Genomic DNA, 25,097 nt, shown 5'->3' on the forward strand with positions numbered 1-25,097 from the left:
CAAATTATGATTTTATATATTGTCCAATCCTATTCAAGATCTGTTTTCTGCTTCTGCCCGGAAGGATTGTCTGTCATCGAATGAGAAGCGTCGGAGTTTATGGTACTTTGCACAAATTGCTTCAAATCAGTTCGACTTTTTACATCCAGAACAGCCGCTTTGCCCACATAAGTTTCTTTTAATAGCTTCATTGGCGGTATTTGTTCATTTCCCTTTAACGTACTTTGATACCCTACCGAAGCCAAATTCCACATATCGGAGACTGACAAATTGGTATCGATATACGGACTGATTTCCTCTAGAATGGAAGGAAGCTTCATAATGGAAGTCGTTGTTTTGACCTTCTCGGCTAATGCCGTAATAAATTGGCGCTGTCTTTCTGTTCTAGAATAATCGGACATGGCATCATGACGAAAACGGACATATTGAAGCGCCGTTTTGCCGTTGAAATGCTGCTGTCCCTGCTTTAAATTAATATCGTACTCATGCAGATCGGCCTTGCTTTCATAGTACATATCCTTTTCGACATAAAAATCGAGTCCGCCTACAGAGTCTACGAGTTTAATAACCCCCTGGAAATCGGTATATACATAAAAATGAACAGGCACCCCCAGCAATTCGCTGACTGCTTTCATCGCCGTATCCGGCCCATGCGTAACAGCGGTGTTGATTCGGTTTTTGCCGTATCCGGGAATATCCGTATAGGTGTCACGCAAAATCGAAAACACATGGATATGCTTATCGGTAGGATTCAACGAAACGACCATCATGCTGTCGGATCTGGGTACCTCGCCCTTGGCGCTTCCACGGGCATCCACACCCATCAGCAAAATATTGACAGGCTCGGTTCCCTCCCATTCTGGAGTTTCCAGAGCTTCGGTATTATCGGTGCTTACATTAATGAACGGGGAGTTTGCCGGAGCCTTATTAAATCCTTCCAGCCCTTTGTAAATCGAAAAGAAATAATAAAAGATAAAGCTTACAGCAGCGACCACAAGTAACAATGTTACAATCAATATCCTCTTTTTCCTCTGTGTCATATCATTCTTCCTTTCCGGATGATGAACGCGCCTGTCCCTTCTGTATTTAAGATTTTTGCAAGGCTGCTACGAGGAGTGAAGTGTAATATCGGCTACCATCTGGTTTTAAATGGACGCCATCTTTATAAAAGTATTCATCTTTGCCTACACTGGCTGAATACCAGTCCATCACGCTGACGTTGCTAAACTCATCGGCGACCTGTGCAATCGTGTCATTCACCGTGTTTTGCCATCCTTTCGGAACCCGGGTGGTGACCAAGATTACCTGTCTGGCTCCAGAAAGGGATTGCAGTACGTCGTGCAGTTGGTCTTTGCTAAACGGACCGTTGGTGCCGAGTTCGATAATGACTTGGTCTCCCAGTTTGCCTTGGACGGCTAATTCATTAATGACTTTTACAGCTTGAGACATCTGCCGGCCAACCTTGCCGTCTACCGTCATATTCGGAAGCTGCTCTTTTAAATAAGGCTCAATTCCGACCGTAACCGAATCTCCAATCATCGTGACGCCCTCGCCGTTTAAGGACGCGGATGGTTGAGCTTGTTCTCCGCTGGTACTGGAAGCCCTAGGCTTTTGTGCAGCAGGCTGCATCGCATCAAGATTGTATAGAGAAGAATCCTTGCCGCGTGGTTCGTTATCATCCGAATTTTGCTTTGAATGTAGATGGAGCCCTATGGCTCCTATGACGATAAGAAGAATCATAAAAACCCATAATGCCCTCACTTTTCCGACATTTTTTTTGTTCATACCTAGTTCATCCTTTCCTTTAACATGCTAGTAGGTTTTATCCTGTTTGATAGCATCAATCAAAACCGAGGCATAATACTGAGCTCCTTCTGGTTTCAGATGAACACCATCGTCATAAAATAGATCGTTGCGGTTTTCGCTGGCCGAATACCAGTCGATAAGTCGTACATTTTGAAATTCACCAGCAATTTCACGCAGATTGTCATTTACGGTATTCTGCCATCCTCTCGGTACTCTGGTCGTTATCAGATAAATTTGCCGAGAATCCTGCAATGAAGCCAGCAAGGAATGCAGTTGACTCCGGTTAAAAACACCGTTTGTACCGAGTTCGATAATAATTTTATGGCCAAGTTTGCCCTGTGCCCGCAGGTCATTAAGCACATCCTTGGCCTGTGACATTTGTCGTCCCACCTTACCATCAATGACAATACCAGGGAACTGCTTTTCCAGAAACGGGGCGGCATCCAGAATGACGGAATCCCCAATCGCTGTGACCCCACTTCCTTCAGCCAAATGGTCTGTATTTTCAGCAGAATGATTGTCATCGGAACAACCACATTGCAGTTTTTTTGTCTGGACGGGCTTCTGGCTTACAGTTACTGGCGCATCAAGTACGGGATCCTTTTTCCATGATGTCAGGACTAGAATAATGGCGATAACAATTACAACAAGACCTAATTGGTTGCCATCGGCCGACCTGCGGAGTGATTTTAGGTTGGTCCAAAAGGTCCCGCGACGGATAGGCTCTTCGATGTATTTGTAAGAAAGCCCCCCCGTTATGAAGCTGGCCGTTACTTGCAGAGCAATACGCATATAGTTGGCATCTTCGGTATTTACCACCGGACCTGACAAAATAATGATTGGATAATGCCATATATACAGACTGTAAGATCGCTTACCGATCCAGCTCAGAGGCCGGCAGCCGAGCCATCGTTCCAGTCGGTTGGCCGGATGAACAAGTACAGCAATAATAACTGCAGTAATGAGTGATAAATAAAGAAAACCGCCGCGATACAGCGAATCATCAAACTGGTTGGTCTGACCGATCATGATAAACAGCATTACAATGCCCAGCACGCCAGTCATATCCAGCATGGTCCGTGACGAAGAGGATACATTTTCGCTCAGTCTCCAGCTGGGCCAGATTATCGCCAGAGCCGCTCCGATCAAAATGGCAAACACCCGCGTGTCCGTCCCGTAATACACCCTGCTCGGATCAGCTCCGGGTTCGTGTATAACGGCCATTGCTATGGCAGATACGATAGCGCAACCCAGAATGAATAACATCAGTCTGCCTCGTTGCGGTGCAAAGCACAGACCGATCAGTAAAATAAGTGGCCAAATTACGTAAAACTGTTCCTCAATGGAAAGCGACCAAAGGTGTCCGATTGGGGAAGGCGGGCCAAAGCTCTCAAAATATGAAACATGATGAAAAATGAGATACCAGTTGTTTACGTAAAAAAGCGAGGATACAAAATGGCCTCCCAATGCCTGCAGCCTGGAGAAATCGGTAATTAAAAGCCACAATGCCACTACAGTCAGCATAAAGATCATTGCCGGCAGTAGTCTGCGCATTCGTCTTATCCAGAATTGCACAATGGAAAAACCGCTGCGTGTCCTCCACTCATAAAGGATCTGGTCCGTAATCAGATATCCCGACAGGACGAAGAAAATCTCCACCCCCAGTAGCCCACCCTCTGCCCATCTGAAATGAAGATGATAAGCAATAACAGCAAGCACGGAGATAGCCCTTAGCCCATCCAGACCGGTCATATAACGTTTTGTTGGTTGATTCAGGTGTAAATTCCGGTTTCCATTCACTATGGTCCATTCCTTGTCCTTATAGGCTATTGATCTTGCTTCATTTACTATAGAAAAAAGATGTCGCGAAAGTTTGATCAACATGTAAACAAATTGTCACAACGGTTGCAAAAAGAAAAACCTTATTCCGGCTGAACAACCGAAATAAGGTTTAGTTTTTGACATATACAAATATGGCGATCATAATTGCTATTTCAATACAATGATCAATGACTCCTCGCTAGGAGAATCCGTTGGGGAAGTCTGCAAGGAATCCAATTTTTTTTGTCCTTGAAGCAGTACACTTTTATTGTTCGGATTCCAGTACATATGCTTCGGCACAATTCCGCGATACACCGGTTCGTTGTACAGTATATTTCTTCCCTGCACCTTGCCTACGTAAGTGATATTTTGATCATACACGGTGTATGCGATATTTTTCCTGTCAGGCGAGAATTCAAAATCAAGCACTTTTTCTAGAATGACAGAGAGCTCGCCGTTTCGCTGATCATATTCGTACAATGAACTATCCTTTCCGAGAAACACAAACTGGTCGTTATTCATCCAGGCTACTGAATCTCCACCAATCTGACGTTCATATTGAAATTCAATATTCTTCCCGGAAACCTTCCCCAGGGTTAGTACCTTGTTCTGACCTTGTTTTGCACGCAAAAACTGCAGCAGTACGCTGCGGCCATCATTTGCAAGATTAACACTCAAAAGGGTGTCTCCCTTTACGATCCCTTTTAACTGATACTTGCTGGAAGTTTGAGACCCCATATCGTAGATATATAGGCTATCAGCTCCGTTATCAACCAGATTTTCTACCAGGTAGCCGATATACGAACTGTTAGCCGACCAGGAAACATATTGTACATAAGACTCGTTCCTGGTGCTGATCCTGTCTATTTCCCTTTCCTTGCCATCCTGTAAGGAAATAAGCTTTAAGGTTGTCTCCAAGGAAGAAGGGGAAACTTCGCAAATATATTTCCCATCGGGAGAAAGTATCGTATTGGAAGTTACCTTGCCGATTCCGGATATGACCTTGCTCTGCTCATACGGATAAGTTAAACGTTCCAACGTACCTCGCTTCAGTATGGTCATGGCTCCGAACGATGCGATGACGGCATCTCCAGACGACCAGCCCAGCAGTTGACCCCTATTTGCAAAACGCTCTGGAAGCCGATATATTTTTTGGACCTGAAACGGACGAGAGCTTTGATCGGCATTGGAAACTTCATTACTATCGGCGATGACAACGGTCTCTGTTTTTGGTTCTGAAACGCATGCTGACAGCAGTAATACTACGAGAGATACGACCACAAGCATTACAAAATGTTTATATTTATTGCCCATTATTTATTCTCCGTTCCGTGCGGTTTCCAGAGCATCAAATTCCACCGTAACGATGGTTTCATTTTGCTCGTTGGTAATCATGATGGAACCCGAAAATTCTTCAACGATGGATTTCACAATGCTAAGCCCCAATCCTACACTGCCTTCTTCTGCGCTGTCGGAATGAGCCAGATAAAATGGCTGTAACAGGCGTGACAGATGTTCTGCCTCAATCGGATCGCTTGGATTTCTGAAGATCAGGCGGATCTTTTCTTCTGCCCGTACTGCTTTTACAGATACTGCCGAAAACGGCAAACTATATTTAATCGCATTATCTATCAAATTGATGAACATCTGTCTAATTCTGTCCCCATCAGCCAACATGAACAATTCCTCATTGATCTCATATTCAATGGTCTTTTTATAGCGCTGCGCTCGGATCATCATCGATTCACACACATCCTGCAGGATTAACCCAATATCCACCCGATCAAGCTCCTTGAGCATGATATTTTTGCGTGAGACTTCCAGCAGTTTTAGCACCATCGCATGCAGGCGCCTGCTCTCCTCGATAATATGATTCATTCCTTTGTCAAAAAAAGCACGGTCTTTCTCACCGTTCAGCCTGATCAACTCCGCATATCCCAGAATTGAGGTTAATGGCGTTTTCAGTTCGTGAGTAATATTGTCAAAAAAGCGCTTTTCCTGCTGGTGAAGCTGCTTCAAATGGTCCCGGTCCTTCTCAATAATATGGATCTGTCTACTGATTTGATCAATCATATCGTTATAATTCTCAGCTAATCGGCCAATTTCATCCTTGCGTTTAAAATGAAGACGGATATCCAGATTCCCGTTTTTCACCTCGGTGGATGCTTGCGTCAATCTGGTCAGCGGGATGGTAATATGCCTGGAAAGAATATAGGAAAACAGAAAGGCTGCCGCAAAAATCGCTAGGGCCATATAGAGGGTAATCTCCCGAATCTGTCCGGTTTGTTCGTAGAGTGAGCTGAAATCCTTGTAAAAACGCAGTATGCCCACCTTTGAACCGTCTATAACAACCGGGTAGGAGAAGAGGACTGTCGTCTTATTACGATCATAAGTAATGCTGTACGCTGTATTGCCACCAATCGCCTGCTGCAGATCGCTTTGCATTTGCTGCTGAAACGGGGAGTTGTCCGGGGCATACAGCAATTTGCCTTCCACCGTATACACGCCAATACTGCTGTTCGTGGTATGGTTCAGATCAGTTGCTATCTCCTTGGCAATTCCTCCAAAATACAGCTCATTGCTGCTGAAATGGTTAATCAGGAACGCTTGGCGCACATAAACATTGCTGTTATTTTTCAGTCCGACCAGTTCCGAGGTAACCAGGTTCTGATTGCTTGTTCGGATAAATTCCTTGACGGTCTGATTAAGCACGACAAAAGAAAGCGAAAAGATCAGAAAAAAACCGATCAGAAATTTGATGCTGATTTTGCGTATCATGCTTATTCACCCATTTTTTTAAATTTGTACCCGATTCCGAAGACGGTAGCAATGCATTCGGTGTCATCCAGCTTTTTGCGGAGTCTCTGGATATGCGTATCAACTGTACGTGTATCTCCAGCAAAATGATAACCCCATACCAAATCAAGCAGTTCGGAACGTGAAAAAGTTTTGCCCGGATGTTTAACCAGCATCATAAGCAGGTCAAATTCCTTGGGGGTCAGTTCAACGGGACGACCTTTTTTTTGGACAAGTCGTTCTTCTTCGATCACCTCAATGTTTTTAAACCGAATGACGGCTTTCGTTGTTTCCCTGTCGGGGCTGCTCGCCTGCTCCACTCTGCGTAAAATGGTTCGAATGCGTGCAACAACTTCACGCAGATCAAAAGGCTTGGTAATATAATCATCGGCTCCGAATTCAAGACCGAGAATTTTATCGGTAATATCCGATTTAGCGGTAATCATGCAGATCGGTATGTTATAATTCGTAGTCACCTTTTTACAAATGTCTAGGCCGCTCTGGTCAGGCAGCATCCAGTCCAGCAGCAGCAAATCGGGCTGAAACGACTGCAGTTCATGCATTCCCGCTGCTCCGCTGGCCGCTGTGCATGTCTGGAACCCCTCCATAGAAAGTCCGTACGATAGCAAGTCGGCAATCGGGGCATCATCTTCAATAATAAGAATCTTTGCTTTATTCATCGTAATCCTCATCTCTATTTTTAATACGACAGGTTTAGGACATCGCCCATTATATTAATCAATCAGGGAAAAACAATCAAATGTATATCATGAATAACGAAATCTTCGTCTGATGTGAAAGTGATGTGTCCGATGTTTTCAATCCATACCTCTACTGGATAAGATACGGCCTCTTTTCCGTTTTAAAAAAAACATTCTCTTCCTTTATGCACAATGATGAATAGACCATGCTCATCCCCTATGGGAGCAAAGTTTTCAGATGACTCTCCAAAGTTCGGTATCCCCAGTTCATTTAACTTTTTCACTGCATTTGGAACGTTTTTCGAAACGATACCGATCTCACTCACCCCGATCAAATCCTTCATCGAAAATGAATAATCCTTTTGGTTTTTTATATTATGCCTAGCAATGAATTCTACGATATTTCCTGACGGGTTCTCAAAATAGAATGAATGAGAATTCCAAAAATCGAAAAACACTGCATCTTCGTGATCCTCTTCAATAAGACTGATTTGAGAAGATACCTTTTTTTTCGCTTCTGTAAATTTATTCTCTGGAATGTTGATGGCTATATGATAATAAGGCTTACCATACTGCACTAAAATCGATCATCCGCCTTTTTGAAGACCACTTGCGTGTAGCCCATATAAACCGTAAATTCATTATCATCCGCAATTAAATAATTCAATTTGGAGTAAAATACCTTCGTATCTTCGAATTCATTTATCCACAAAACAACTTGTTAAATTTCATTTTCATTCCTCCTATAGATTAACAGGAACTCTATGTCAAAATGATTGAGGTTATACAAACTTTTGATATTAGTGAATTGAAATAAAATTTGGAGAGTGGTTGTAACAAAGAGACTCATTTCTCTTTATATATGTGAAGGCAATACGGCATTGCAGAAAACTTGGGAATGGTGCTCTGTCTATGATTCCTCCTTATTGTTCTTCTACTAATATTAATTTCAGGAGTGATTATTATGGCAAATTTTTCTTTAGGCACAGATGGAGCAAACCTTATCAAAAAACATGAGGGATTTTCCTTGAAATTTTATGGAGATCCTTATGGGTATCCAACAGTTGGATGGGGACATTTGATAACAAAGTCTAAAGTTTATACTAAGAATACAACAGGTAATCCCAATGATTCTCTTCTCTCTCAAGTACAAGCTGATGCTCTATCAAAATCTTTAAATTTAGGTTATACTTCACCAATTTCTCAGTCTAAAGCAAATACTTTTTTTTCTAATGATACTGCAAGTGCTGTAGCGGCAGTAAATAACTTGGTACTTCCTAGCGGTCATAAATTTTCACAATCTCAGTTTGATGCACTTGTTTCGCTCACTTTTAATGCAGGTCCTGGGGTGCTAAAAACTAATGATGTAAAAGCTATGCTTGCCAATGCGCATATATATCCAACTTTTGTTGGTCCACTTTCACAAAGTCAAATTGATACTTGTTCAAAATTAGTCAGCAAAGCATTTTCATATGATAGAAATTTACAAAAAAGAAGAAATGAAGAAGCAACTTTATTTTGTAAAGAAAGGAAGTATACTCATAAATATCCAGTATATACACTATAGTTTAATCATTATACGACATAAACAAGAAAGGTCAGCCTAAAGGCTGACCTTTCTTGTTTAAAAAATTATATTCACAGGCATTTTCAGAATCGCTTATAGGATATACTTACCTTCCTGGATATTTTCTATTTTATTAGCACAGAACTTATTACATAACCTTAATTCATTTAATCAGTAATTTTTTTAAGTTCAAAAATAGTTGCCTCTGATAACAAGATAAGCCTATCGTTATTAACAACAAAAAAACTTACACTTACAGGTATGCTAAGTTTTGTAGAAGGGTCACTTATATCTATTGCTTTTACTACATCATTTATATTTAAGTCTGGGATATCTATTTTATATAATCTATAAAAAGAGTCAGAGTTATGGCATGTCGCTGTAATCTCATATAATGGGTTTTTTAATTCATATTGATAATTACTATAGTTTTTAAGTCCTTTTGATGAAAAAAAGTCTTTTTTGATTATAATTTCGTCTCCAATAAATTTTTGCCCTGTTGGATATTCAGAAGCATCATTATATGAATTTGCAAATCCTAAAAGCTTCTCAACTTTCCAAGTTCCATAGAAATATTTTTCAGTTTCACTATCCAGACTTATACGTTCTACAGTACAATATTCGGATGTGTTTTTTGGAATAATAGACTCTTCCGTTTCAGGTTTAGGCTCACTAGAAGTATTTGGATTTGATGTCGTGTCAACATTTCCACAAGCTGATGCTAGCATCAACACTATCATAATACAAGCCAATAATGTTTTTTTCATATCTCACACTCCTACTATAAAGTTATGTTTTCGCATGTTTACTCGCTTGCTAACTGAATTAATCCCCGTATGGATTAAAATCTCCTATTCCATCGTTTTTATATCACCATGTGCTAAAAGCTACTTCCATACAGCGAGTAATCCTTCACTGCTGTATAACAAATGGGGTGATACTTTTTCTTTATTTTCCGATGCCTTTATCAGTTTTGCCTCAGTATTTTGTTCCGGTTGAGTTGTTACTTGTTTACTGGGAGGCTCACTCGCACCTCGCGTAACCATTGTAGGCTTATCTGACCCACATTCTGAAAGCAAAACTCATCTACCTAGCAGAAATTATATCAGAGCAATTGAAGCGATGAATGACATAAAATTAACATTATTTATGAATAAGGTTAACTTTATGTTATCTAAACACAAACAACAATACGCCCATATTGAACCTACCCAAGTCATTTTTTTGTTGGAAAATTTCAGGAAATCATCCTGTCGTTATACCTCAGGACACTGATTGTTAAGACGCTCATGTATACCGCAATCGGGGTAAGCGAACTCATCAATATTCGGCTGACGGACATTGATTTTCATTGCTGCCAAATTCGCATTAATAACGGAAAGGACTGCAAGGATCGCATTGTTCCATTTTCCCGCAGTCATTTAAAGAAGTACTGGCCATGTATGTTGACGCGATGAAGAAAAAACAGGCAATGTATCTATTTGAGTCATCGTGGAAGAAGAAATATACGGATCGAGGTATTTGGAAAATTTTAGCCAAGTATTCGGAAGAAGCCGGTCTTACATAAAACCTTACGCCACATAAACTACGCCACTTCCTACTAACCTGGCTGAAAAAGAAGAGAATTGACGACGCACTCATACAACCGTACTCCGGCCATGAAAGCCGCAAGTCATTAGAAATGTATTCAAAGCTCGCCATTACCGAAACACAAAACAAGTACAACGAGGTTATCAAAAAAATTCCCAATCTAACCCATACGCTTGCACTTGGTGACAGCGACGCTGGTATTATCCCAACACGTGAATGAGGGATATCCCGTCAATTTCATTTATTTAAAGATACGCTATTTTTTTATTATTACAGAAAGGTCCCCTTCAAAAATTTTTTGAGTCGTATGATTAAAAGTGGATAAATTCACAGTTACAATTCCTGTATTCTTTCGGTTATCTTCTAGATTAATGACTTCAACAACTACATGTAACTCATCATCAGGGTATACAGGTTTCATAAATCGGATATTATCCATAGCAGTACCAGCCACTACATCCTCACCGTATAAACCACACTCTACCCATAGTTTAAATGTTAGAGCTAATGTTTGGATTCCTGAAGCAATAATTCCTCCAAATATGCCTTCCTGAGTTTTCTTCTCATCCAAATGCATGTACTGAGGGTCAAATTCAGATGCGAATTCTATAATTTTTTCTTTGGTTACTTTTATAGAATCAGTCTCGAACCGCTGCCCTACAAAGAATTCATTAAACTTCATATTACACCTCTCGAAACGGATACTTTTACATAATGACTTCCGCAAAATTTAATTATCAATAAGAAATTTATTCTCTAGCTAGTATGTTTTTTGGAGCTTTTTGGCTTGGTCAATTTGAAGCTATGATGCACCATATCGTGAATTTCATCTTCTGGTAGATCACCATCTAATATTACTGTATTCCAATGTTCCTTGTTCATGTGATAACCAGGCTTTACCTCTTCAAACGCTTTTCGCAAAAAATCAGCATGATCAGGGTTGCATTTTAGGTTGACGCAAAGATGCTCATCATGATTGTATATCAAGGCAAAAATTTTTTTGTTCCCTTGATGTCTCATCGCAGTCCATCCGTCTCCAAAAGGGTGATCTTCATATGAACTTGGATATGATAAGCAATGCTCAATAATTTCTTCTATTGTCATGACGAATTACCTCGATTTCTATTGGATCTTCTATGCATTAAACGCAATTAGCTTTCTTTGTGGCTTGCATACCATGCTGAAATCTCTTCCATCCGTTGTTTAAATTTCATTTCAGATCCTTGTATAGTGGGGTGGTAATATTCCCGTCCGATGAGAGAATCTGGCATGGTCTGCATCATTGTTAATTTTTCTTGTGTATCATGGGCATATTTATAACCTTTCCCGTAATTCAGTTCTTTCATCAACTTAGTCGGAGCATTTCGTAAATGCAAGGGAACAGGTTCATTTACGGAATGCAGGGCGTCTTTTTTGGCAGCTCTATAGGCCAAATAAGCTGCGTTGGACTTCGGGGCCAAGGTGAGATAAATGACAGCTTGGGTTAGATGTACATCGCACTCTGGCATACCAATAAACTGACAAGCCTGGAAGACAGCTACTGATATCTCCAAAGCTCGGTTATCTGCTAAACCAATGTCTTCACTTGCAAATCTGACCAATCTTCGGGCAATAAATAATGGATCTTCTCCGGACTCCAACATGCGCGATAACCAGTAAATTGCAGCATTAACATCACTATTTCTCATCGCCTTATGCAAAGCAGATATGATGTTATAATGTTCCTCACCATTTTTGTCATATAATAATGACTTGCGATTTAACATTTGTACTAAATCATTTTTATTCACTACAATGGCTCCATCTGATTTTTTCCTGTGTAATACAGCCATTTCTAGTGTGTTTAAAGCTTTTCTGGCATCTCCATCGCAATATTCAGCAATCGCTGATAGAACGCCTTCTTCGATCTCGATTGATTGATTATTAAACCCTTTTGGGTTCGCTAATGCTTTCTGTAATAGCTCTAAAATATCTGCATGATTGAGCGGATGAAGCACAAACACTTTACTACGAGAAAGCAAGGCTGAATTCACTTCAAACGATGGATTTTCGGTTGTTGCTCCAATCAATATAATGCTTCCTTTTTCCACATAAGGCAGAAAGGCATCCTGCTGTGCTTTGTTAAAACGATGAATTTCATCAATAAATAAAAGTGTTTTCTCACCTAATTGCCTGTTTCCTTCAGCTTCTTTCATGACACTACGAATATCTTTGATACCGCTAGTCACAGCGCTAAAATCAATAAATTTAGATTGGGTTTGATTGGCGATTATTTTAGCTAACGTTGTCTTTCCCACTCCTGGTGGCCCCCAAAAAATCATAGATGAAACTTGATCATTCTCAATCATTTCACGTAATACTTTTCCGGGTTCAAGCAAATGTTTTTGACCTACAAATTCTTCTAAATTTTGTGGACGTACCCGATTTGCTAAAGGCCGCCCCTGATCATACTCGTCATCAAATAAAGATCCTTGGATCATAAAATCACTTCCTTAAACAACGCATTTTAAAAGAGTTCATAAGATAACATTAATATATAACTACAATTAGTGTTTTATTCAATTATGAAATATAGTAGTAGACACTCGAGTAAGTTAATAATTTCAAAGATGCTGCTGTCGAAATTCTGCAGGCGTACAACCTGTTTCACGTTTGAAAAATTTACTAAAGTGGGTTGCTTCCTTGAAGTTAAGTTTTTCCGCAATGTCACTAATAGAATAGTCCGTATGCATTAACAGACGTTTTGCTTCAAGATTAATCCGGGCCGAAATGAAAGCCTTTGCACTTATTCCAACTGCTGCCATAGTTGCTCGAGTTAGAGTTTTTTCCGTGCAGTTTAGACGAGTAGCGTATTCACTGACATGGCTCAACTTAGCGAAGTATTTTTCAACGAGTTTCTGGAAGCTTATAAAACGCAGCGATGTTTGAGAATCTATTGTTTCATTCATCCGTTTGCATTTATTAAGAATACTAAGCCAAGTTACAAATGCGTAGAGTTGGTAACGCAACAACATATGAATATCTTCTTCTGTCCCTTCAATCAACAAGTCTTCGATCATTTGTTCGATAGAAGCGATGCTACGACGCAACTCATTATGATTTAAATTTAGAATGCTTGGTAGCCTTCCAAAATCAAAAGCTAGTTTAAGCTCATTTAATGTTGATGTGTTAGGTATAAGAAACTCCGAACGAAACAAAATAATCCAACCATCCCAATTCTCATCATGTCCGAAATTATGAACTTGACCTGGGGATATGGCAAGAAAGGTTCCTGTGCTACAGGAAATCGGCTCAAAATCGACCCATTGTATACACTCACCTTGAGTAACACATATAAGCATATAGAATTCATATCTATAAGTTACACTCATCCTTTCTTTGGGTGTCCGTTGTTTAAGATCAGAGACTCGAAAAATTTCTACATCGTATGGATAAGGTAGTACAGGTTGATATTTAAGACGTTCTATATTTCTTTTCTGCTTTGATATGCGAACCACTACATAAACCTCCTATACTACAAATGTAGAATGTCCGAAAAGTATCATTTATTTTCCCGCTTTTGCCTTTATCGTTTGTGTTGAATGACCTAAAATGATCATATCATTTCCAACATCTAAAAAAAAGGAGTAAAAAAAATGAGTGTAAATATCAAAGAAGTAGCTGAAACTGTATTGAATATAGAACGCGCCAATAATGAACGGTGGAATCAAGGAGACTGCTTTGGGTACCTGGATAGTTACAGTGATGATATTTCATACTTCGATCCTGTGACTGAAAAACTTATTGTAGGTAATTCAGCGGTGAGAGAACATATTTTGTCACGCTATAAAAATCCTAATATTATTCGGAGTGAATATCTCAATCCCGATGTCGCTGTCAGTGAAGCTGGTGATTTGGCTGTGTTGAGTTATAATTTACACAATTACGTAGCAGGAGAAGATGGACAAGAAAAACTCCAAAAATGTTGGAATACTACTGAAGTTTTTCGTTTAATTAATGGCGGATGGCGTACAGTACATTCCCATTGGTCTTTTGTCCGCCATCCTGGGATTATATCGGGTCTCGATGCGTTCTAAATACACACACCTTTTACTATAATTAATGAAAACTCCCTTTATCAGTTGAACTGGTGGAGGGAGTTTCTGTTCATTCGGAATTTCATTTATGTAAATATTTAAAATGAAGGGGTATCTAACATGCAGATTGATAATACGATGGCAAAAAAAATTTTGAGCGAAACCAAAGGAGCATCTACTGTTGGATTTACTCACTCTTTGAATCCTTTCAGTGGTTGTGCTTTTGGATGTAGTTATTGCTATGTTAGAGAAATGCCCATTCAAAAATATAAAGATATTCCTTGGGGAGAATGGATTGATATTAAACTTAACGCTGTTGAAAACTATAGTAAAGAAATTAATAGTCTTCGCCGAAGAAATAAACCTATCAATATATTCATGTCTACTGCTACAGATCCATACCAACCCATCGAGCGTAAGGTTGAGATCACAAGAAAAATATTAACGGAGATGATTGAATCTCCACCGGATTTCCTTCAAATCCAAACAAGAAGTCCTCTGGTGGTTAGAGACCTCGATATACTATTAGAATTGCAACAACGTTGTGAATTATTAGTTTCTATGACTATTGAAACAGACCGAGAAGATGTAAAGCGACTTTTTGCACCTTTAGCTCCAGGGATCAACCAGCGCTTAAAGGCTCTTAGAAATGTCCATGCAGCAGGAATTGCTACACAGGCATCCATTTCTCCTCTTTTGCCCTTCACGCCAGATTTCCCCAAAAGATTACAGGGGATTGTTGATCGAATATATATTGATTCGCTGAACATTGGAGATGGTTTAAAGGGGAAGCGATCCGAGCAATTGGGTATGCCTTTGTTGTTTCAGCGAAATGGGTTTTCTAAATGGTATCAGCCTGATATTCATTTAAAAACGAACAACTATTTTAATAAATATTTTGACGAAAAGATTATATTCTTATCTTCTAGTAGAGAGTATCCTCTAAAGGGGAAAATATGTACAATTGATTAATCTACAAAAAAATGGGACAGTCATATTCTCTATTAGGAGATTCAATTGATGAAAACTCAATATGTTTTACATACACAAAGAGCAACTAAACAGGCTGCTCTTTGTGTATGTAAAATAATTTAAATTATAGAATTACCGTCCAGATTGGAGTTTCGAACGGTTTGCTCCACCATGAAACGGACTTGGCCATCGAGGTGCATTATACGGATACAGCCGGTTACACCGATCAAGTCTTTGGTTTAACGCATTTGCTCGGATTTCCCCAACAGGAAAAGATTCAAAAGATTTTGACTTGTTATGCAATTTATATTCGCTCTGATTGAAACCTAAGCATTCACCCTCTGAATTTAATAAAAAGCCCGATGATACGTGCTCATCGGGCTTTTTATTAAATACTTATTATGAAGAGATATTCTTGTTATCCGTCATTAATAATTAGTATACAACTTTATTGTCTGTACACAACCTTCTTATATTCGGACACGTTTTCTTAATTTTTTAAATCTTATAAGCCTTCATTGCTTTTCTTAGCTCTTTGAATGAAGGTCGTTTCCCGTACATTAAGACACCCGTACGATAGATCTTTGCGGCCAACCAACCGAACAACAAAATGGAAACAACCAGAATGGCAAGTGACAGCCAGATTTCCAGCAAGCTCGCCCGTTCCAGACCAATCCGCAACAGCATAACGGTAGGAGAAAAGAATGGAATGTACCCAGCCACCTTAACGAAAATCGTATCAGGTGCGGCGATATTGAAGATACCGATATAAAAGGCTGCCAGTGACAGCACGGTAATTGGCATAATGGCCTGCCCCAACTCCTCGGTACGGCTAACAATGGAGCCCACCGCAGCGAACAGTACTGCATATAGAAAGTAGCCAAGGATGTAAAATATGAGACCATATCCTAGCACCGCGATATTCAGTTGCGACAGATCCAGCCCGGCAGAGCTAAGGATCACATTATTATGCGGCAGCATAAGATTGGCACACACAACGGCTGCAAAAACAGCAATTTGCAGCAGACCAACCAGGAAGATGCCGATAATTTTCCCAAACATTTGGGTCAACGGCGAAACACTTGTGATGAGAATCTCCATGATCCGTGAGCTTTTTTCCGATGTTACTTCTGCAGCAATCATATTCCCTGTCATCATGGAAGAGGTGAAGAATAATATCATCAATACATAGACCAAACCATAGTTAATCATTGAGGTTTCTTTTTCCTCTGTCCCTACAGCTCCCCCTGGTTCAGATGGACTGTCTACTTCTTTGCTATCCACCATTACAGGTGTACTGATTTCACGAATTTGATCGCTGGTCAACGATTTATTGCCCATAATAGCCTTGACCTTTGCTTCCTGAAGTCCCGTTTGCACCAATGTGATTACAGCCGGAGATGGCTCTTTTTCTACAGAGACGTACTCCACTTTGGGAAATGTGTCTCCCTTGGCGGCAGGCTCCGTAAACCGCACGTAACCTTGCAGCTTCCCATTTTTCAAGGCTTGCTGCATTGCTGGCGCTTGTACGCTGTCATAACGTACCCAGATGGCTGCCGGGTTGGACTGCTCCTTGGTAAACTGCTCCAGCTGATTCGCCACTTCTGTCTGGCTCCCGGCAATCAGCCCCAAGCGTTGATGCTCAGCTGCCGTTGTACCGGAACCTCCGGCCCCTTCTCCTTTAAACAAAGAAATCAAATATGGCAGATTCATGCCAACCGTAATAAGCAAGGCCAGTACCAGTGTCGTAATGATAAAAGATTTGGTCCTCGCCTTCTGACGAAACGTAAAACCGATCACCGTACCTAGTCTATTCATGGGAATCCCCCACCTCTCTTATGAAAATTTCGTTGAGCGTAGGTTCCTTGATCTCAAAATGCTCCACATCCGTTTGCCCCAACGCTGTTTGCAAAATTAACTTCGCCGCATCCGGCTGCTCAATATGCAGCATCCAGCCACGATCCATATTCTCTATGCTGCGTACGCCTGGCAGCTGTTCCAGCCCACTCACTTCTCCCGTAGTGATGAGACGAACTTTTTCACGTGGATAGCGGCCTTTAATCTCTTGCACACTTCCTTGCACCACAGTATTTGAGCGATGCAAAATCGTAATATGTCGGCACAGTTCCTCCACATGCTCCATACGGTGGGTTGAGAATAAGATCGCTGCCCCATCATCCCGTAATTCCTTCACCGTATCCTTAAGCAATTCGACGTTCACCGGGTCTAGTCCACTGAAGGCCTCATCCAAAATGAGCAGCGTTGGGCGATGCACAACCGCGGCAATAAAGCCCATTTTTTGCTGATTTCCCTTGGATAGCTCCTCAATCCGCTTGTCATAATATTCCGGCACTCCAAAGCGCTCCAGCCAGTAGCGTAGGCTTTTGTCTGCCTCCTTGGCTGACATTCCGCGTAGCCTGCCCAAATAGTTAATTTGCTCGCTCACCTTCACCTTGGGGTACAACCCACGCTCTTCGGGCAAATAGCCCATTGTCCGCTGAAGCTCCTTGCTGTAGGGCTTGCCCTCATATTGGATGCTTCCCCCGTCAGGGTAAATCAGACCGAGCACCATGCGCATCGTTGTCGTTTTGCCTGCTCCATTGCCTCCCAGCAGTCCGTAAATCTCGCCGCCGTTCACATTCAGCGATATTCCATTTACCGCCGTATGGTTCCCATATTGCTTCACGACCTTTTCCAATTGCAGCATACTCATGATTGTTTTACCCCTTCCTTCTCCATAAATGTCTCTGCATTCGCAGATATTTGTCCTGCAGACCAATATACTAAAATATCATCCAGTTCCAGACGCCGCACACGGATAGGGCGAATCCCCGCTTGTTCCAATATAGCACTGGCCTCCCCGGCTGCTAGCGTTATAATTCGCTGTAAATTCCCATCACTCTCCGTCTCTACAACTCCCGGAAGCTCCGATGCCTCCTCTGGTGTACCTTCAAACCACATTTCCTTGCCATTTTCGAGCAGATGGTCTTTTTCCAGTTTGCCAAGCAGCCTGCCATCGTGCATCAAGACAATATAATCCGCCAAACGCTTGATCTCGTCCATGATATGGGTAGCAATAATGATCGTCGTTTTGCCGTTCTTCATACAATCCCGCAGTTCATCTAGCATGATTTTCCAGGCAAAAGGATCTAAACCTGATGAAGGCTCATCCAGCAGCAACACACGAGGGTGTGGCGCCAAGGCAGCAGCCAATTCAAATTTCCGACGCTGTCCCTTGGACATACGCGATAATTTCGTATGTGATGGAACCTGAAAGCGGTCCATTAAACGCTGAAAACGTGTTTCATCCCAGCCGGGATACCACAATGCTCGAAAAGCCGCTGCTGCTTCTGCCGTTAATCGATCCTCCTCACGAACCGGCTGCTCCGGTATATACCCAACCCATTGTCGTGTATCTGCCGGCATGCCGTCGGGGTATGCTTGACCGAACCAACGAATCTCACCGGAATCCGGATGAACAAGCTGAGTCAGCAAATGAATCAATGTGCTTTTCCCTGATCCGTTATGTCCAGCCAAAGCGACCACATATCCTGGTTCAACCGTTAAATTAATCGGCCCAATATTCCGGTTACCCCGGGTTTTATAGACCTGGCTCATCTCAATAATTGGTGCTTTCCTCTGTATTTGCGTAGGAACTTCCACATGATTGTTCACAGCTGTCACTCCTTCACCTGGACTTCATACCTTCTTTTCACCATTTCTGCAAAAAGCTCCAATAATTCCTGCTCTGTCATCTGTACAGCGATGCCTGTGGCAATTGCCGTTTCCAATGCCTCGGTCACCGCTTTAAGGCGGTAACCTGAGCGCATATCATCCTCGACCAGAGCGACAAAGGTGCCCGTTCCCTGCCGGGTACGTAACAAGCCTTCGTTCTCCAAATCCTGATAGACCCGCCGGACGGTGATTACACTACAACGAAGCGTCCCCGCAAACTCACGAATGGAGGGAAGCAGCGTTCCCGCTGCAATTTGTCCGGTTACTATGAGTGAACGAAGCTGCTTTTCAATCTGCGCATACAGCGGTTCCGCGCTATTCTCATCAATTTGCACTGGAATATTCACCTGCTTTCCCCCCCTTTTTTGTTATTTTTGTACACATACTACTAAGTTAAGTTCCGTTTCATGAGTTTACGCTGTGTCACCCGATAGGACACTGACATAGCCAGAACTCCTGCTAACAATGCTCCCCACATCACCGGGGACAACAGCAACCATTCCTTACTGTAAGAAGCCGTTATCGATACCAGATTGGCCCCACATACTCGAGCTATAATCGTAACCATCCCGCACATTAGCATGATCACAATAGATAGCCAGAAGTACTCTTTTCCTCTTTTCAAAAATTCCAAGTGAATATAAATGGCTTGAATGAGCATTCCGTAGCCTATCCAGGTCAGAGCAAACGATACAAAGAAACCTGTGCTGGCATATACCCGAAGCGTACCTGACAACGTAAACAAAAGAGCAAAAAATATCACACTATTCGCAACAAACGCCAACACCGCCTGTTGAATTCGACTCATAATTACCGCTTTCATCGGTATAGGCAAGGTGCGGAAAAAGGCTAGCATGTGCGTATAAGAATCTTCCTGCAAATATTTGAACGCTCGACGGTTATAAATGAACCCCAAAAACGGAATCAACGTCAGCATGATGAAATCAGCTACTGGACTCAAGGCTGCATGCTCACCCCATTGCACACTTACTGCAAAACTCATGGTAAATCCCAAATACGCAATAAACAGCAACGTCCATAGTGCTGCATATGGATTCTTGCGAAAATCCTGACGGGTAATCATCCATGCTTGCTTCATGATCGTCATTTTCTTATCCTGATCCCTTCTGCACTGCCTGTGAATAACGACCTCGTTCGCTCTTCATTTCGAAGGTGTTACGACAGTATTCAGTGTTATTACTGTATATATCCTTATACACAGTATATAAACCAAGATTTACAGTTGTCAACCACCTGAACAATATTGTGCGTACAATCACAATAGCTCGTTTGGACCTATGCTACTCTGTAAATGAAAAACGTTCTCAATCAAGGGGATGAACAAATGGATAAAATATTGCATTGGGATGAGTCCATATTTAACCTTGTTAATCGTCATCCTGAAGTGAAGGACATTATGGTAGAACTAGGTTTTCACGATATTGCCAAGCCCGGTATGCTCCAAACCGCAGGACGTTTTATGACACTGTCCAAGGGAATTGCATTGAAGAAAATAGGTATAGAAACTGTGCAGCAGACGTTTATGCAACATGGTTTTACCATTCAAAAATAAAGGGGTTAACGATCATGAGCGAGCTAATTAACAACCGTGAACATACAGCACAGGAATTAACGGAGCGTCAGCGAACACTGAAGGAAATTATTAAAGAACTACATGCTGGGAAAAGCGTGGAGGAAGTCAAAGCGCGTTTTGCAGAGGCTGTTGGTGGAGTAAGTGTGGCAGAAATTTCAGCGATGGAGCATGCCTTAATGACTGAGGAAGGAATTCCGGTGTCGGAAGTCCAACGCCTCTGTTCCGTTCATACGTCGATATTCAAGGGGTCTATTGAGGATATTCACCGTCCTACAGGACCTGAGGAACAACCTGGACATCCTGTTCACACCTTTAAGCTGGAAAATCGTGAGATCGAACGGCTAGTCAATTTTAAGCTGGCATTGCATGCAGAGCAATTTCAAAAAGAAGACAGTCCCAAGGTTATTTACAAGCTGCTTGAGGATTTAAGTCTGCTGATGGATGTAGACAAACACTATAGCCGCAAAGAAAATCTAGTATTTCCTTATCTAGAACGTTATGGAATCTTTGGTCCAACCAAAGTAATGTGGGGAGTGGACGACGGCATTCGCGCCGCAATCAAGGATGCGAAGAAGCTGCTCACCGAATATAACGGAGATCGTGAGCAGATCGGGAAGGCGCTTGCCCATATCATGAGCGAAGTGAATGAAATGGTATTCAAGGAAGAAAATATTTTGCTGCCGATGGCACTCAGTAAGCTGACCGAGGATGAATGGCTAAAAATAGCCCGGGAAAGCGAGGAAATCGGTTTCTGCCTGACCGCTCCTGAGCGTGAATGGATACCTGAACGGGCAGAGGAGCCTGTAGAAGCCCTTGAGCAAAAAGAAGACACTTCTGGCACTCCGCAAGGGTTCGTGCGATTTGAGACAGGGATTGTATCTGTACAACAATTGGAACTGCTGTTGAATCATCTGCCTGTGGACCTGACCTTTATCGATGAAAATGATGTTGTTCGCTATTTCTCTCACGGTAAAGAACGGATCTTTGCCCGCACAAAGGCCGTCATTGGTCGTACCGTGCAAAATTGCCATCCGCCGCAAAGCGTGCATGTCGTTGAGAAACTGCTGGAGGATTTTAAGGCCGGCCGCAAGGATGTTGAGGATTTTTGGATTCCAATCAAGGACAAATTTGTCTACATCCGTTATTTTGCCGTTCGGGATAACGAAGGACGCTATCTGGGAACGCTGGAATTCACGCAAAACATCGCTCCTATTCGCGCCTTGGAAGGACAAAAACGTATTCTATCGGAATAGCAGCCAGCCGTAAGCCACCATGTTCAGGTTTTTGCCACCCATATTTATAATATGCTGTTCTACTACAGGCTTGGCCCCCAGTCTTTCATAAAAAGTACACGCTGGATTATCTGCCAGCACCCACACCATGACAGAGTGAATATCCATACTATTAAAATGTTGAAGCAAGCGTAGAAAAAGTCTTTTGCCGAGCCCTAAACTATGGTATTCACTCAAAACATAAATAGCCGTGATCTCTCCCCATACGGGGGATATTCCCCTGACTTTTCCGGACCTCCACTCACAAATCCGATAATTTCCCCCTTTTCATTTTCAGCAACATATACGAGGTGACCGTCTTCAGTAGATAGATTCGCATTCCATAATTCTATTCTTTGCTCATAGGAAAGACGTTCCAGAACCTCGTCAGGCATGATATCTTTGTATGTCGTTCTCCAGCAGTCTACGTGCACCTTGGCGATGTCTTCGGCATCTGATATCATCGCTTCCCTGATCATCATGTGGGTTCCACTCCTAGTTTCCAATATTATGCCTCCTATTATATCGACGATCCGAATCTCGATCTATGATCTATAACAAGAAGCTCATTGTTTAGTGAAGTGGATAGGCCATCCTAAAAAACTTACCAAGAGAGTCTTATGCACACGACCCGCACATTGGACTCCCTATGGCACAATACTCTTTTACGAGGTCAAAATATAAGGACCGTTCTTTGTAATCGCAATGGTGTGCTCATATTGAGCGCCCCAACTGCCGTCTGCTGTGCTGATGGTCCAACCATCATCCCCCCAGAGCACCGCGCCTTCGGGTCCGAGGGTAAATACCGGCTCAATGGTAATCACCATCCCTTCGCGCAGTGGCAATCCTGTTCTAGCACGACCGTAGTGGAGAACGTCCGGCGGTTCATGCATTTGGCGGCCGATCCCATGCCCGATCAGAGATTTGACGTTACCGTACCGCCGCCAGCCTGCCGCTTTTCCCACCGCATGCCCGATATCCCCTAATGTCCTGCCGGGGCGGGCAACGTCGATGCCTCGCATTAGCGCCTTATGGGTCTGCCGCAACAGCTTTGCTACCGGCCGGCTGATGTTACCCACTGCGTAGGTCCATCCCCGGTCAGCCAGCCACCCGTCCTTGTTGACCACAATGTCGATGGTCACAATATCCCCGTCATGAAGCACCCGCTCCGAGGGAAAGCCGTGACATACCACCTCATTGACCGAAGCGCAGGTAGCATAAGGGAACCCTTTATAGCCCTTTTGTTCAGGCGTAGCTCCACGCTTGCTTAGAAATTGCTCCACCCAAGCATCGATTTCAAGCGTTGTGATTCCCGGAAGAATACGACTTTCCAGCGTACGATGGCAATCTGCCAAAATACGTCCGGCCTCCCTCATGTAGCCGATTTCCTCCGGTGTTCGTATCGCTATTTCTATTGGAATCCGCCTCCTTTGAGCATACAAATTCACTAAACCTATCCCATTGTATGCAGGACGGACACAAAAAAACCGTCTCCTCTGTGGATAGACGGTTTATAAAAGTCGTGTTTCTAGTTGTTCGTAAGCGAACCCTTAAGATACTGAAGAATTTATGCGGCCGAGTTCGTTTTCCACCACCATGGTCAACTCTTCCTCATACCCTCCTGTTATCCGGTATTTTCGCACATATTCCTTTACAAATTTTTTGGGATCCTTAGGCCGGAAAATTCGAGTCATTTCCCGCAGACTTTCCTTAACTTCATTATGACCTTTCGTTGCCATGTAACTCCCTCCCAAAACGTTGAAAATAAGTGCTCCGTTGAAGAGAATGCCGAAAAGTATTGATGTCCTTATGCAGTGAAGTAGTATGTCTAGTGCAGCTTAGGTCGGGAATGCCTTATGCGAGGCATGTACCTGACACTATTATTAACCGATTTTCTTTTGGCTGAATCACTACCCCATTATACCATATTCAGATACAGCTTTCAGCTTTCCAGTAAATTTACATTGATTTTACCTATCTTTTACGCTTCATATCATTTGGAGTTCTCAATTAGCTGCTGCATAGAGGTATACCTTATTTATCGGCTTTTGGAGCGTATGTGTTTGGGGTAAAATAAATAAACATAACAAGGGGGGAAAAGGATGAGCCGTTATGCTCCACTGTTCACTGCACCTGTTGCCCGTCTGTCTGCGCTGAACCTCGGAACTTGTGAAGAGGAAGACATCGATGCCTCCCTACTTGATCAGGCAGACCACGAAATCCGAGCCAAATTTCCGAAAATGCATAGCTTTCTGCTGCTTCGCCACGGCAAGCTGATCTGGGAACGCTATTACAACGGTCATGAAGCAAGCTCCCTGAACGATTTGCGTTCCGCAACCAAAAGCTTCACTTCCACGCTCGTCGGCATTGCTATGGCACGTGGGGATATGCCCGGACCAGAGACCGCTGTGCATAAGTTGTTGCCTGAGTATTTACCCAAGCGGAAGGAAACACTGCTACAACGGATTACAATTCGTCATCTGTTGACTATGACGTCAGGCTTGTATTGGCAGACGGGCAAAAAGCTCGGTGAAGCCTTTATCCACCGTTTTCATCGCAGCAAAAGTTGGCCGTCCTTTGCCCTACGCTTACCTGTACAGGAGGATCAAATTGGGGTATTCCAATATCGCAGTGTGGATTCACATCTGTTGTCCGTTCTGCTCACCCGTTGCTGTGGGATTGACGCCTATACGTATGCTCTCCAGCATTTATTCGAACCGTTAGGGTTCGGGAGAAGTGGTTGGGCACAAGATCCAGAGGGCTACACCATGGGCCACATCGGACTGTATCTGACGTCGCGAGACATGGCTAAATTCGGCGATTGCTGCCTTCATCAAGGCATCTGGAATGGCAGAGAATTGATTCCAGCCGATTGGCTGCATGAGGCGACGCAGCGACAGATTGAAGGCTATCCGGAATTCGGAGATTACGGATTCCAATGGTGGACTGGACGACTCCACGGCATTGATTATGCCTGTGCACACGGACATGGAGGACAGCAAATTTATCTGATACCGGAAGCGAATGCAGTCGTGGTATTTACAGCAGACAGCAAGGTAAGCCGTTGGAAAAACCCACGAACACTGCTAGAACGTTTCGTTTTGCCAGCCGTATCCTCCCTCAACTTGGAACGTTCCTAAAATGAGCTACATGTGCTTATTGAATATA

The 25,097-nt window shown here is 42.6% G+C and carries 27 protein-coding genes and 2 pseudogenes; 9 read left to right on the forward strand and 20 right to left on the reverse strand.

The window, feature by feature from the left end; genetic code table 11:
* Window positions 1-29 precede the first annotated feature (29 nt).
* From BN1546_RS08225 to BN1546_RS27790, 7 genes are all read right to left on the reverse strand, one after another.
* Complete coding sequence (locus tag BN1546_RS08225) at window positions 30-1,040, reverse strand: LCP family protein (protein ID WP_090737055.1); 1,011 nt, start codon at window positions 1,038-1,040, stop codon at window positions 30-32.
* A 46-nt stretch (window positions 1,041-1,086) separates the two neighbouring features.
* Entirely contained in the window at window positions 1,087-1,785 is a 699-nt protein-coding gene (locus BN1546_RS08230) for an SGNH/GDSL hydrolase family protein (protein ID WP_090737057.1), read from the reverse strand.
* A gap of 27 nt (window positions 1,786-1,812) precedes the next feature.
* Window positions 1,813-3,606, reverse strand: a complete 1,794-nt coding sequence (locus BN1546_RS08235) for an acyltransferase family protein (RefSeq protein ID WP_090737059.1) — start codon at window positions 3,604-3,606, stop codon at window positions 1,813-1,815.
* A 189-nt stretch (window positions 3,607-3,795) separates the two neighbouring features.
* Window positions 3,796-4,941, reverse strand: a complete 1,146-nt coding sequence (locus BN1546_RS08240; protein ID WP_090737061.1) for a hypothetical protein — start codon at window positions 4,939-4,941, stop codon at window positions 3,796-3,798.
* A gap of 3 nt (window positions 4,942-4,944) precedes the next feature.
* Window positions 4,945-6,405 (reverse strand): sensor histidine kinase, encoded by a 1,461-nt coding sequence (locus BN1546_RS08245; protein ID WP_090737063.1) that lies wholly within the window; start codon window positions 6,403-6,405, stop codon window positions 4,945-4,947.
* Window positions 6,406-6,407: 2 nt separating this feature from the next.
* Entirely contained in the window at window positions 6,408-7,103 is a 696-nt protein-coding gene (locus BN1546_RS08250; RefSeq protein WP_090737065.1) for a response regulator transcription factor, read from the reverse strand.
* Between the two features lie 182 nt (window positions 7,104-7,285).
* Window positions 7,286-7,702, reverse strand: coding sequence for a VOC family protein (locus BN1546_RS27790; protein ID WP_255305276.1), 417 nt, complete (start codon window positions 7,700-7,702; stop codon window positions 7,286-7,288).
* Between the two features lie 386 nt (window positions 7,703-8,088).
* Between BN1546_RS27790 and BN1546_RS08260 the strand changes: the two genes are divergently transcribed.
* Window positions 8,089-8,691: a lysozyme gene (locus BN1546_RS08260; RefSeq protein ID WP_058830555.1), complete on the forward strand. Its 603-nt coding sequence runs from the start codon at window positions 8,089-8,091 to the stop codon at window positions 8,689-8,691.
* A 167-nt stretch (window positions 8,692-8,858) separates the two neighbouring features.
* Here BN1546_RS08260 and BN1546_RS08265 read toward each other — a convergent pair whose 3' ends face one another.
* Window positions 8,859-9,458 (reverse strand): hypothetical protein, encoded by a 600-nt coding sequence (locus tag BN1546_RS08265; RefSeq protein WP_064964317.1) that lies wholly within the window; start codon window positions 9,456-9,458, stop codon window positions 8,859-8,861.
* 522 nt (window positions 9,459-9,980) lie between these two features.
* Here BN1546_RS08265 and BN1546_RS27270 point away from each other — a divergent pair.
* Both BN1546_RS27270 and BN1546_RS27795 read left to right on the forward strand, forming a co-directional pair.
* Window positions 9,981-10,148 carry a site-specific integrase gene (locus BN1546_RS27270; RefSeq protein ID WP_165084255.1) on the forward strand — a complete coding sequence of 56 codons (168 nt, stop codon included), beginning with the start codon at window positions 9,981-9,983 and terminating at the stop codon, window positions 10,146-10,148.
* 167 nt (window positions 10,149-10,315) lie between these two features.
* The gene (locus tag BN1546_RS27795) at window positions 10,316-10,501 is read left to right on the forward strand and encodes a hypothetical protein (RefSeq protein ID WP_255305572.1); all 186 of its coding nucleotides are present in this window, start codon (window positions 10,316-10,318) and stop codon (window positions 10,499-10,501) included.
* A gap of 36 nt (window positions 10,502-10,537) precedes the next feature.
* Here BN1546_RS27795 and BN1546_RS08275 read toward each other — a convergent pair whose 3' ends face one another.
* From BN1546_RS08275 to BN1546_RS08290, 4 genes are all read right to left on the reverse strand, one after another.
* The gene (locus BN1546_RS08275) at window positions 10,538-10,963 is read right to left on the reverse strand and encodes a MaoC family dehydratase (protein ID WP_013369260.1); all 426 of its coding nucleotides are present in this window, start codon (window positions 10,961-10,963) and stop codon (window positions 10,538-10,540) included.
* Between the two features lie 74 nt (window positions 10,964-11,037).
* Entirely contained in the window at window positions 11,038-11,385 is a 348-nt protein-coding gene (locus tag BN1546_RS08280) for an MmcQ/YjbR family DNA-binding protein (protein ID WP_013369259.1), read from the reverse strand.
* A gap of 47 nt (window positions 11,386-11,432) precedes the next feature.
* The gene (locus BN1546_RS08285; RefSeq protein ID WP_090737067.1) at window positions 11,433-12,761 is read right to left on the reverse strand and encodes a replication-associated recombination protein A; all 1,329 of its coding nucleotides are present in this window, start codon (window positions 12,759-12,761) and stop codon (window positions 11,433-11,435) included.
* 123 nt (window positions 12,762-12,884) lie between these two features.
* Complete coding sequence (locus BN1546_RS08290; RefSeq protein ID WP_090737069.1) at window positions 12,885-13,778, reverse strand: helix-turn-helix domain-containing protein; 894 nt, start codon at window positions 13,776-13,778, stop codon at window positions 12,885-12,887.
* 138 nt (window positions 13,779-13,916) lie between these two features.
* On the opposite strand from BN1546_RS08290, the gene BN1546_RS08295 reads away from it, so the two are divergent.
* From BN1546_RS08295 to BN1546_RS28480, 3 genes and pseudogenes are all read left to right on the forward strand, one after another.
* Window positions 13,917-14,357 carry a YybH family protein gene (locus BN1546_RS08295; protein ID WP_090737071.1) on the forward strand — a complete coding sequence of 147 codons (441 nt, stop codon included), beginning with the start codon at window positions 13,917-13,919 and terminating at the stop codon, window positions 14,355-14,357.
* 120 nt (window positions 14,358-14,477) lie between these two features.
* Complete coding sequence (locus tag BN1546_RS08300) at window positions 14,478-15,329, forward strand: SPL family radical SAM protein (protein WP_058830559.1); 852 nt, start codon at window positions 14,478-14,480, stop codon at window positions 15,327-15,329.
* Between the two features lie 149 nt (window positions 15,330-15,478).
* Window positions 15,479-15,589 (forward strand): annotated as a pseudogene (locus tag BN1546_RS28480) (Tn3 family transposase); the annotation flags it as partial.
* A 238-nt stretch (window positions 15,590-15,827) separates the two neighbouring features.
* On the opposite strand, the gene BN1546_RS08310 reads toward BN1546_RS28480, so the two are convergent.
* Genes BN1546_RS08310 through BN1546_RS08330 form a run of 5 tightly spaced genes read right to left on the reverse strand, consistent with a single transcriptional unit; the run spans window position 15,828 to window position 20,172 of the window.
* Window positions 15,828-17,147 carry an ABC transporter permease gene (locus BN1546_RS08310; protein WP_058710944.1) on the reverse strand — a complete coding sequence of 440 codons (1,320 nt, stop codon included), beginning with the start codon at window positions 17,145-17,147 and terminating at the stop codon, window positions 15,828-15,830.
* On the reverse strand, window positions 17,140-18,042 hold the full coding sequence (locus tag BN1546_RS08315; protein ID WP_025675799.1) for an ABC transporter ATP-binding protein: 903 nt from the start codon (window positions 18,040-18,042) through the stop codon (window positions 17,140-17,142). Before BN1546_RS08315 ends, BN1546_RS08310 begins: the two co-directional genes overlap by 8 nt.
* On the reverse strand, window positions 18,039-19,004 hold the full coding sequence (locus BN1546_RS08320) for an ABC transporter ATP-binding protein (protein WP_013369245.1): 966 nt from the start codon (window positions 19,002-19,004) through the stop codon (window positions 18,039-18,041). Before BN1546_RS08320 ends, BN1546_RS08315 begins: the two co-directional genes overlap by 4 nt.
* A 5-nt stretch (window positions 19,005-19,009) precedes the next feature.
* Window positions 19,010-19,411: a GntR family transcriptional regulator gene (locus tag BN1546_RS08325; RefSeq protein ID WP_013369244.1), complete on the reverse strand. Its 402-nt coding sequence runs from the start codon at window positions 19,409-19,411 to the stop codon at window positions 19,010-19,012.
* A 41-nt stretch (window positions 19,412-19,452) separates the two neighbouring features.
* A complete protein-coding gene (locus tag BN1546_RS08330; RefSeq protein WP_025675800.1) occupies window positions 19,453-20,172 on the reverse strand; it encodes a hypothetical protein in 720 nt (239 codons plus the stop codon).
* A 237-nt stretch (window positions 20,173-20,409) separates the two neighbouring features.
* Here BN1546_RS08330 and BN1546_RS08335 point away from each other — a divergent pair, with 237 nt between their 5' ends.
* Window positions 20,410-20,637, forward strand: a complete 228-nt coding sequence (locus BN1546_RS08335; protein WP_090737074.1) for a DUF1858 domain-containing protein — start codon at window positions 20,410-20,412, stop codon at window positions 20,635-20,637.
* Between the two features lie 14 nt (window positions 20,638-20,651).
* Complete coding sequence (locus BN1546_RS08340) at window positions 20,652-21,911, forward strand: DUF438 domain-containing protein (protein WP_090737076.1); 1,260 nt, start codon at window positions 20,652-20,654, stop codon at window positions 21,909-21,911.
* On the opposite strand, the pseudogene BN1546_RS08345 reads toward BN1546_RS08340, so the two are convergent.
* From BN1546_RS08345 to BN1546_RS08355, 3 genes and pseudogenes are all read right to left on the reverse strand, one after another.
* Window positions 21,900-22,411, reverse strand: a pseudogene (locus BN1546_RS08345) (N-acetyltransferase family protein). The gene BN1546_RS08340 and the pseudogene BN1546_RS08345 sit on opposite strands and share 12 nt — an antisense overlap.
* Before the next feature lie 183 nt (window positions 22,412-22,594).
* The gene (map, locus tag BN1546_RS08350) at window positions 22,595-23,377 is read right to left on the reverse strand and encodes a type I methionyl aminopeptidase (RefSeq protein WP_013369239.1); all 783 of its coding nucleotides are present in this window, start codon (window positions 23,375-23,377) and stop codon (window positions 22,595-22,597) included.
* Between the two features lie 102 nt (window positions 23,378-23,479).
* On the reverse strand, window positions 23,480-23,668 hold the full coding sequence (locus BN1546_RS08355) for a hypothetical protein (RefSeq protein WP_007428354.1): 189 nt from the start codon (window positions 23,666-23,668) through the stop codon (window positions 23,480-23,482).
* Window positions 23,669-24,031: 363 nt separating this feature from the next.
* On the opposite strand from BN1546_RS08355, the gene BN1546_RS08360 reads away from it, so the two are divergent.
* Complete coding sequence (locus BN1546_RS08360; RefSeq protein ID WP_058830564.1) at window positions 24,032-25,069, forward strand: serine hydrolase domain-containing protein; 1,038 nt, start codon at window positions 24,032-24,034, stop codon at window positions 25,067-25,069.
* Window positions 25,070-25,097: the final 28 nt, after the last annotated feature.

It is taken from the genome of Paenibacillus sp. Mc5Re-14, assembly GCF_001049835.1.
In the GTDB taxonomy this organism is placed as follows: Bacteria; Bacillota; Bacilli; order Paenibacillales; family Paenibacillaceae; genus Paenibacillus; species Paenibacillus polymyxa_C.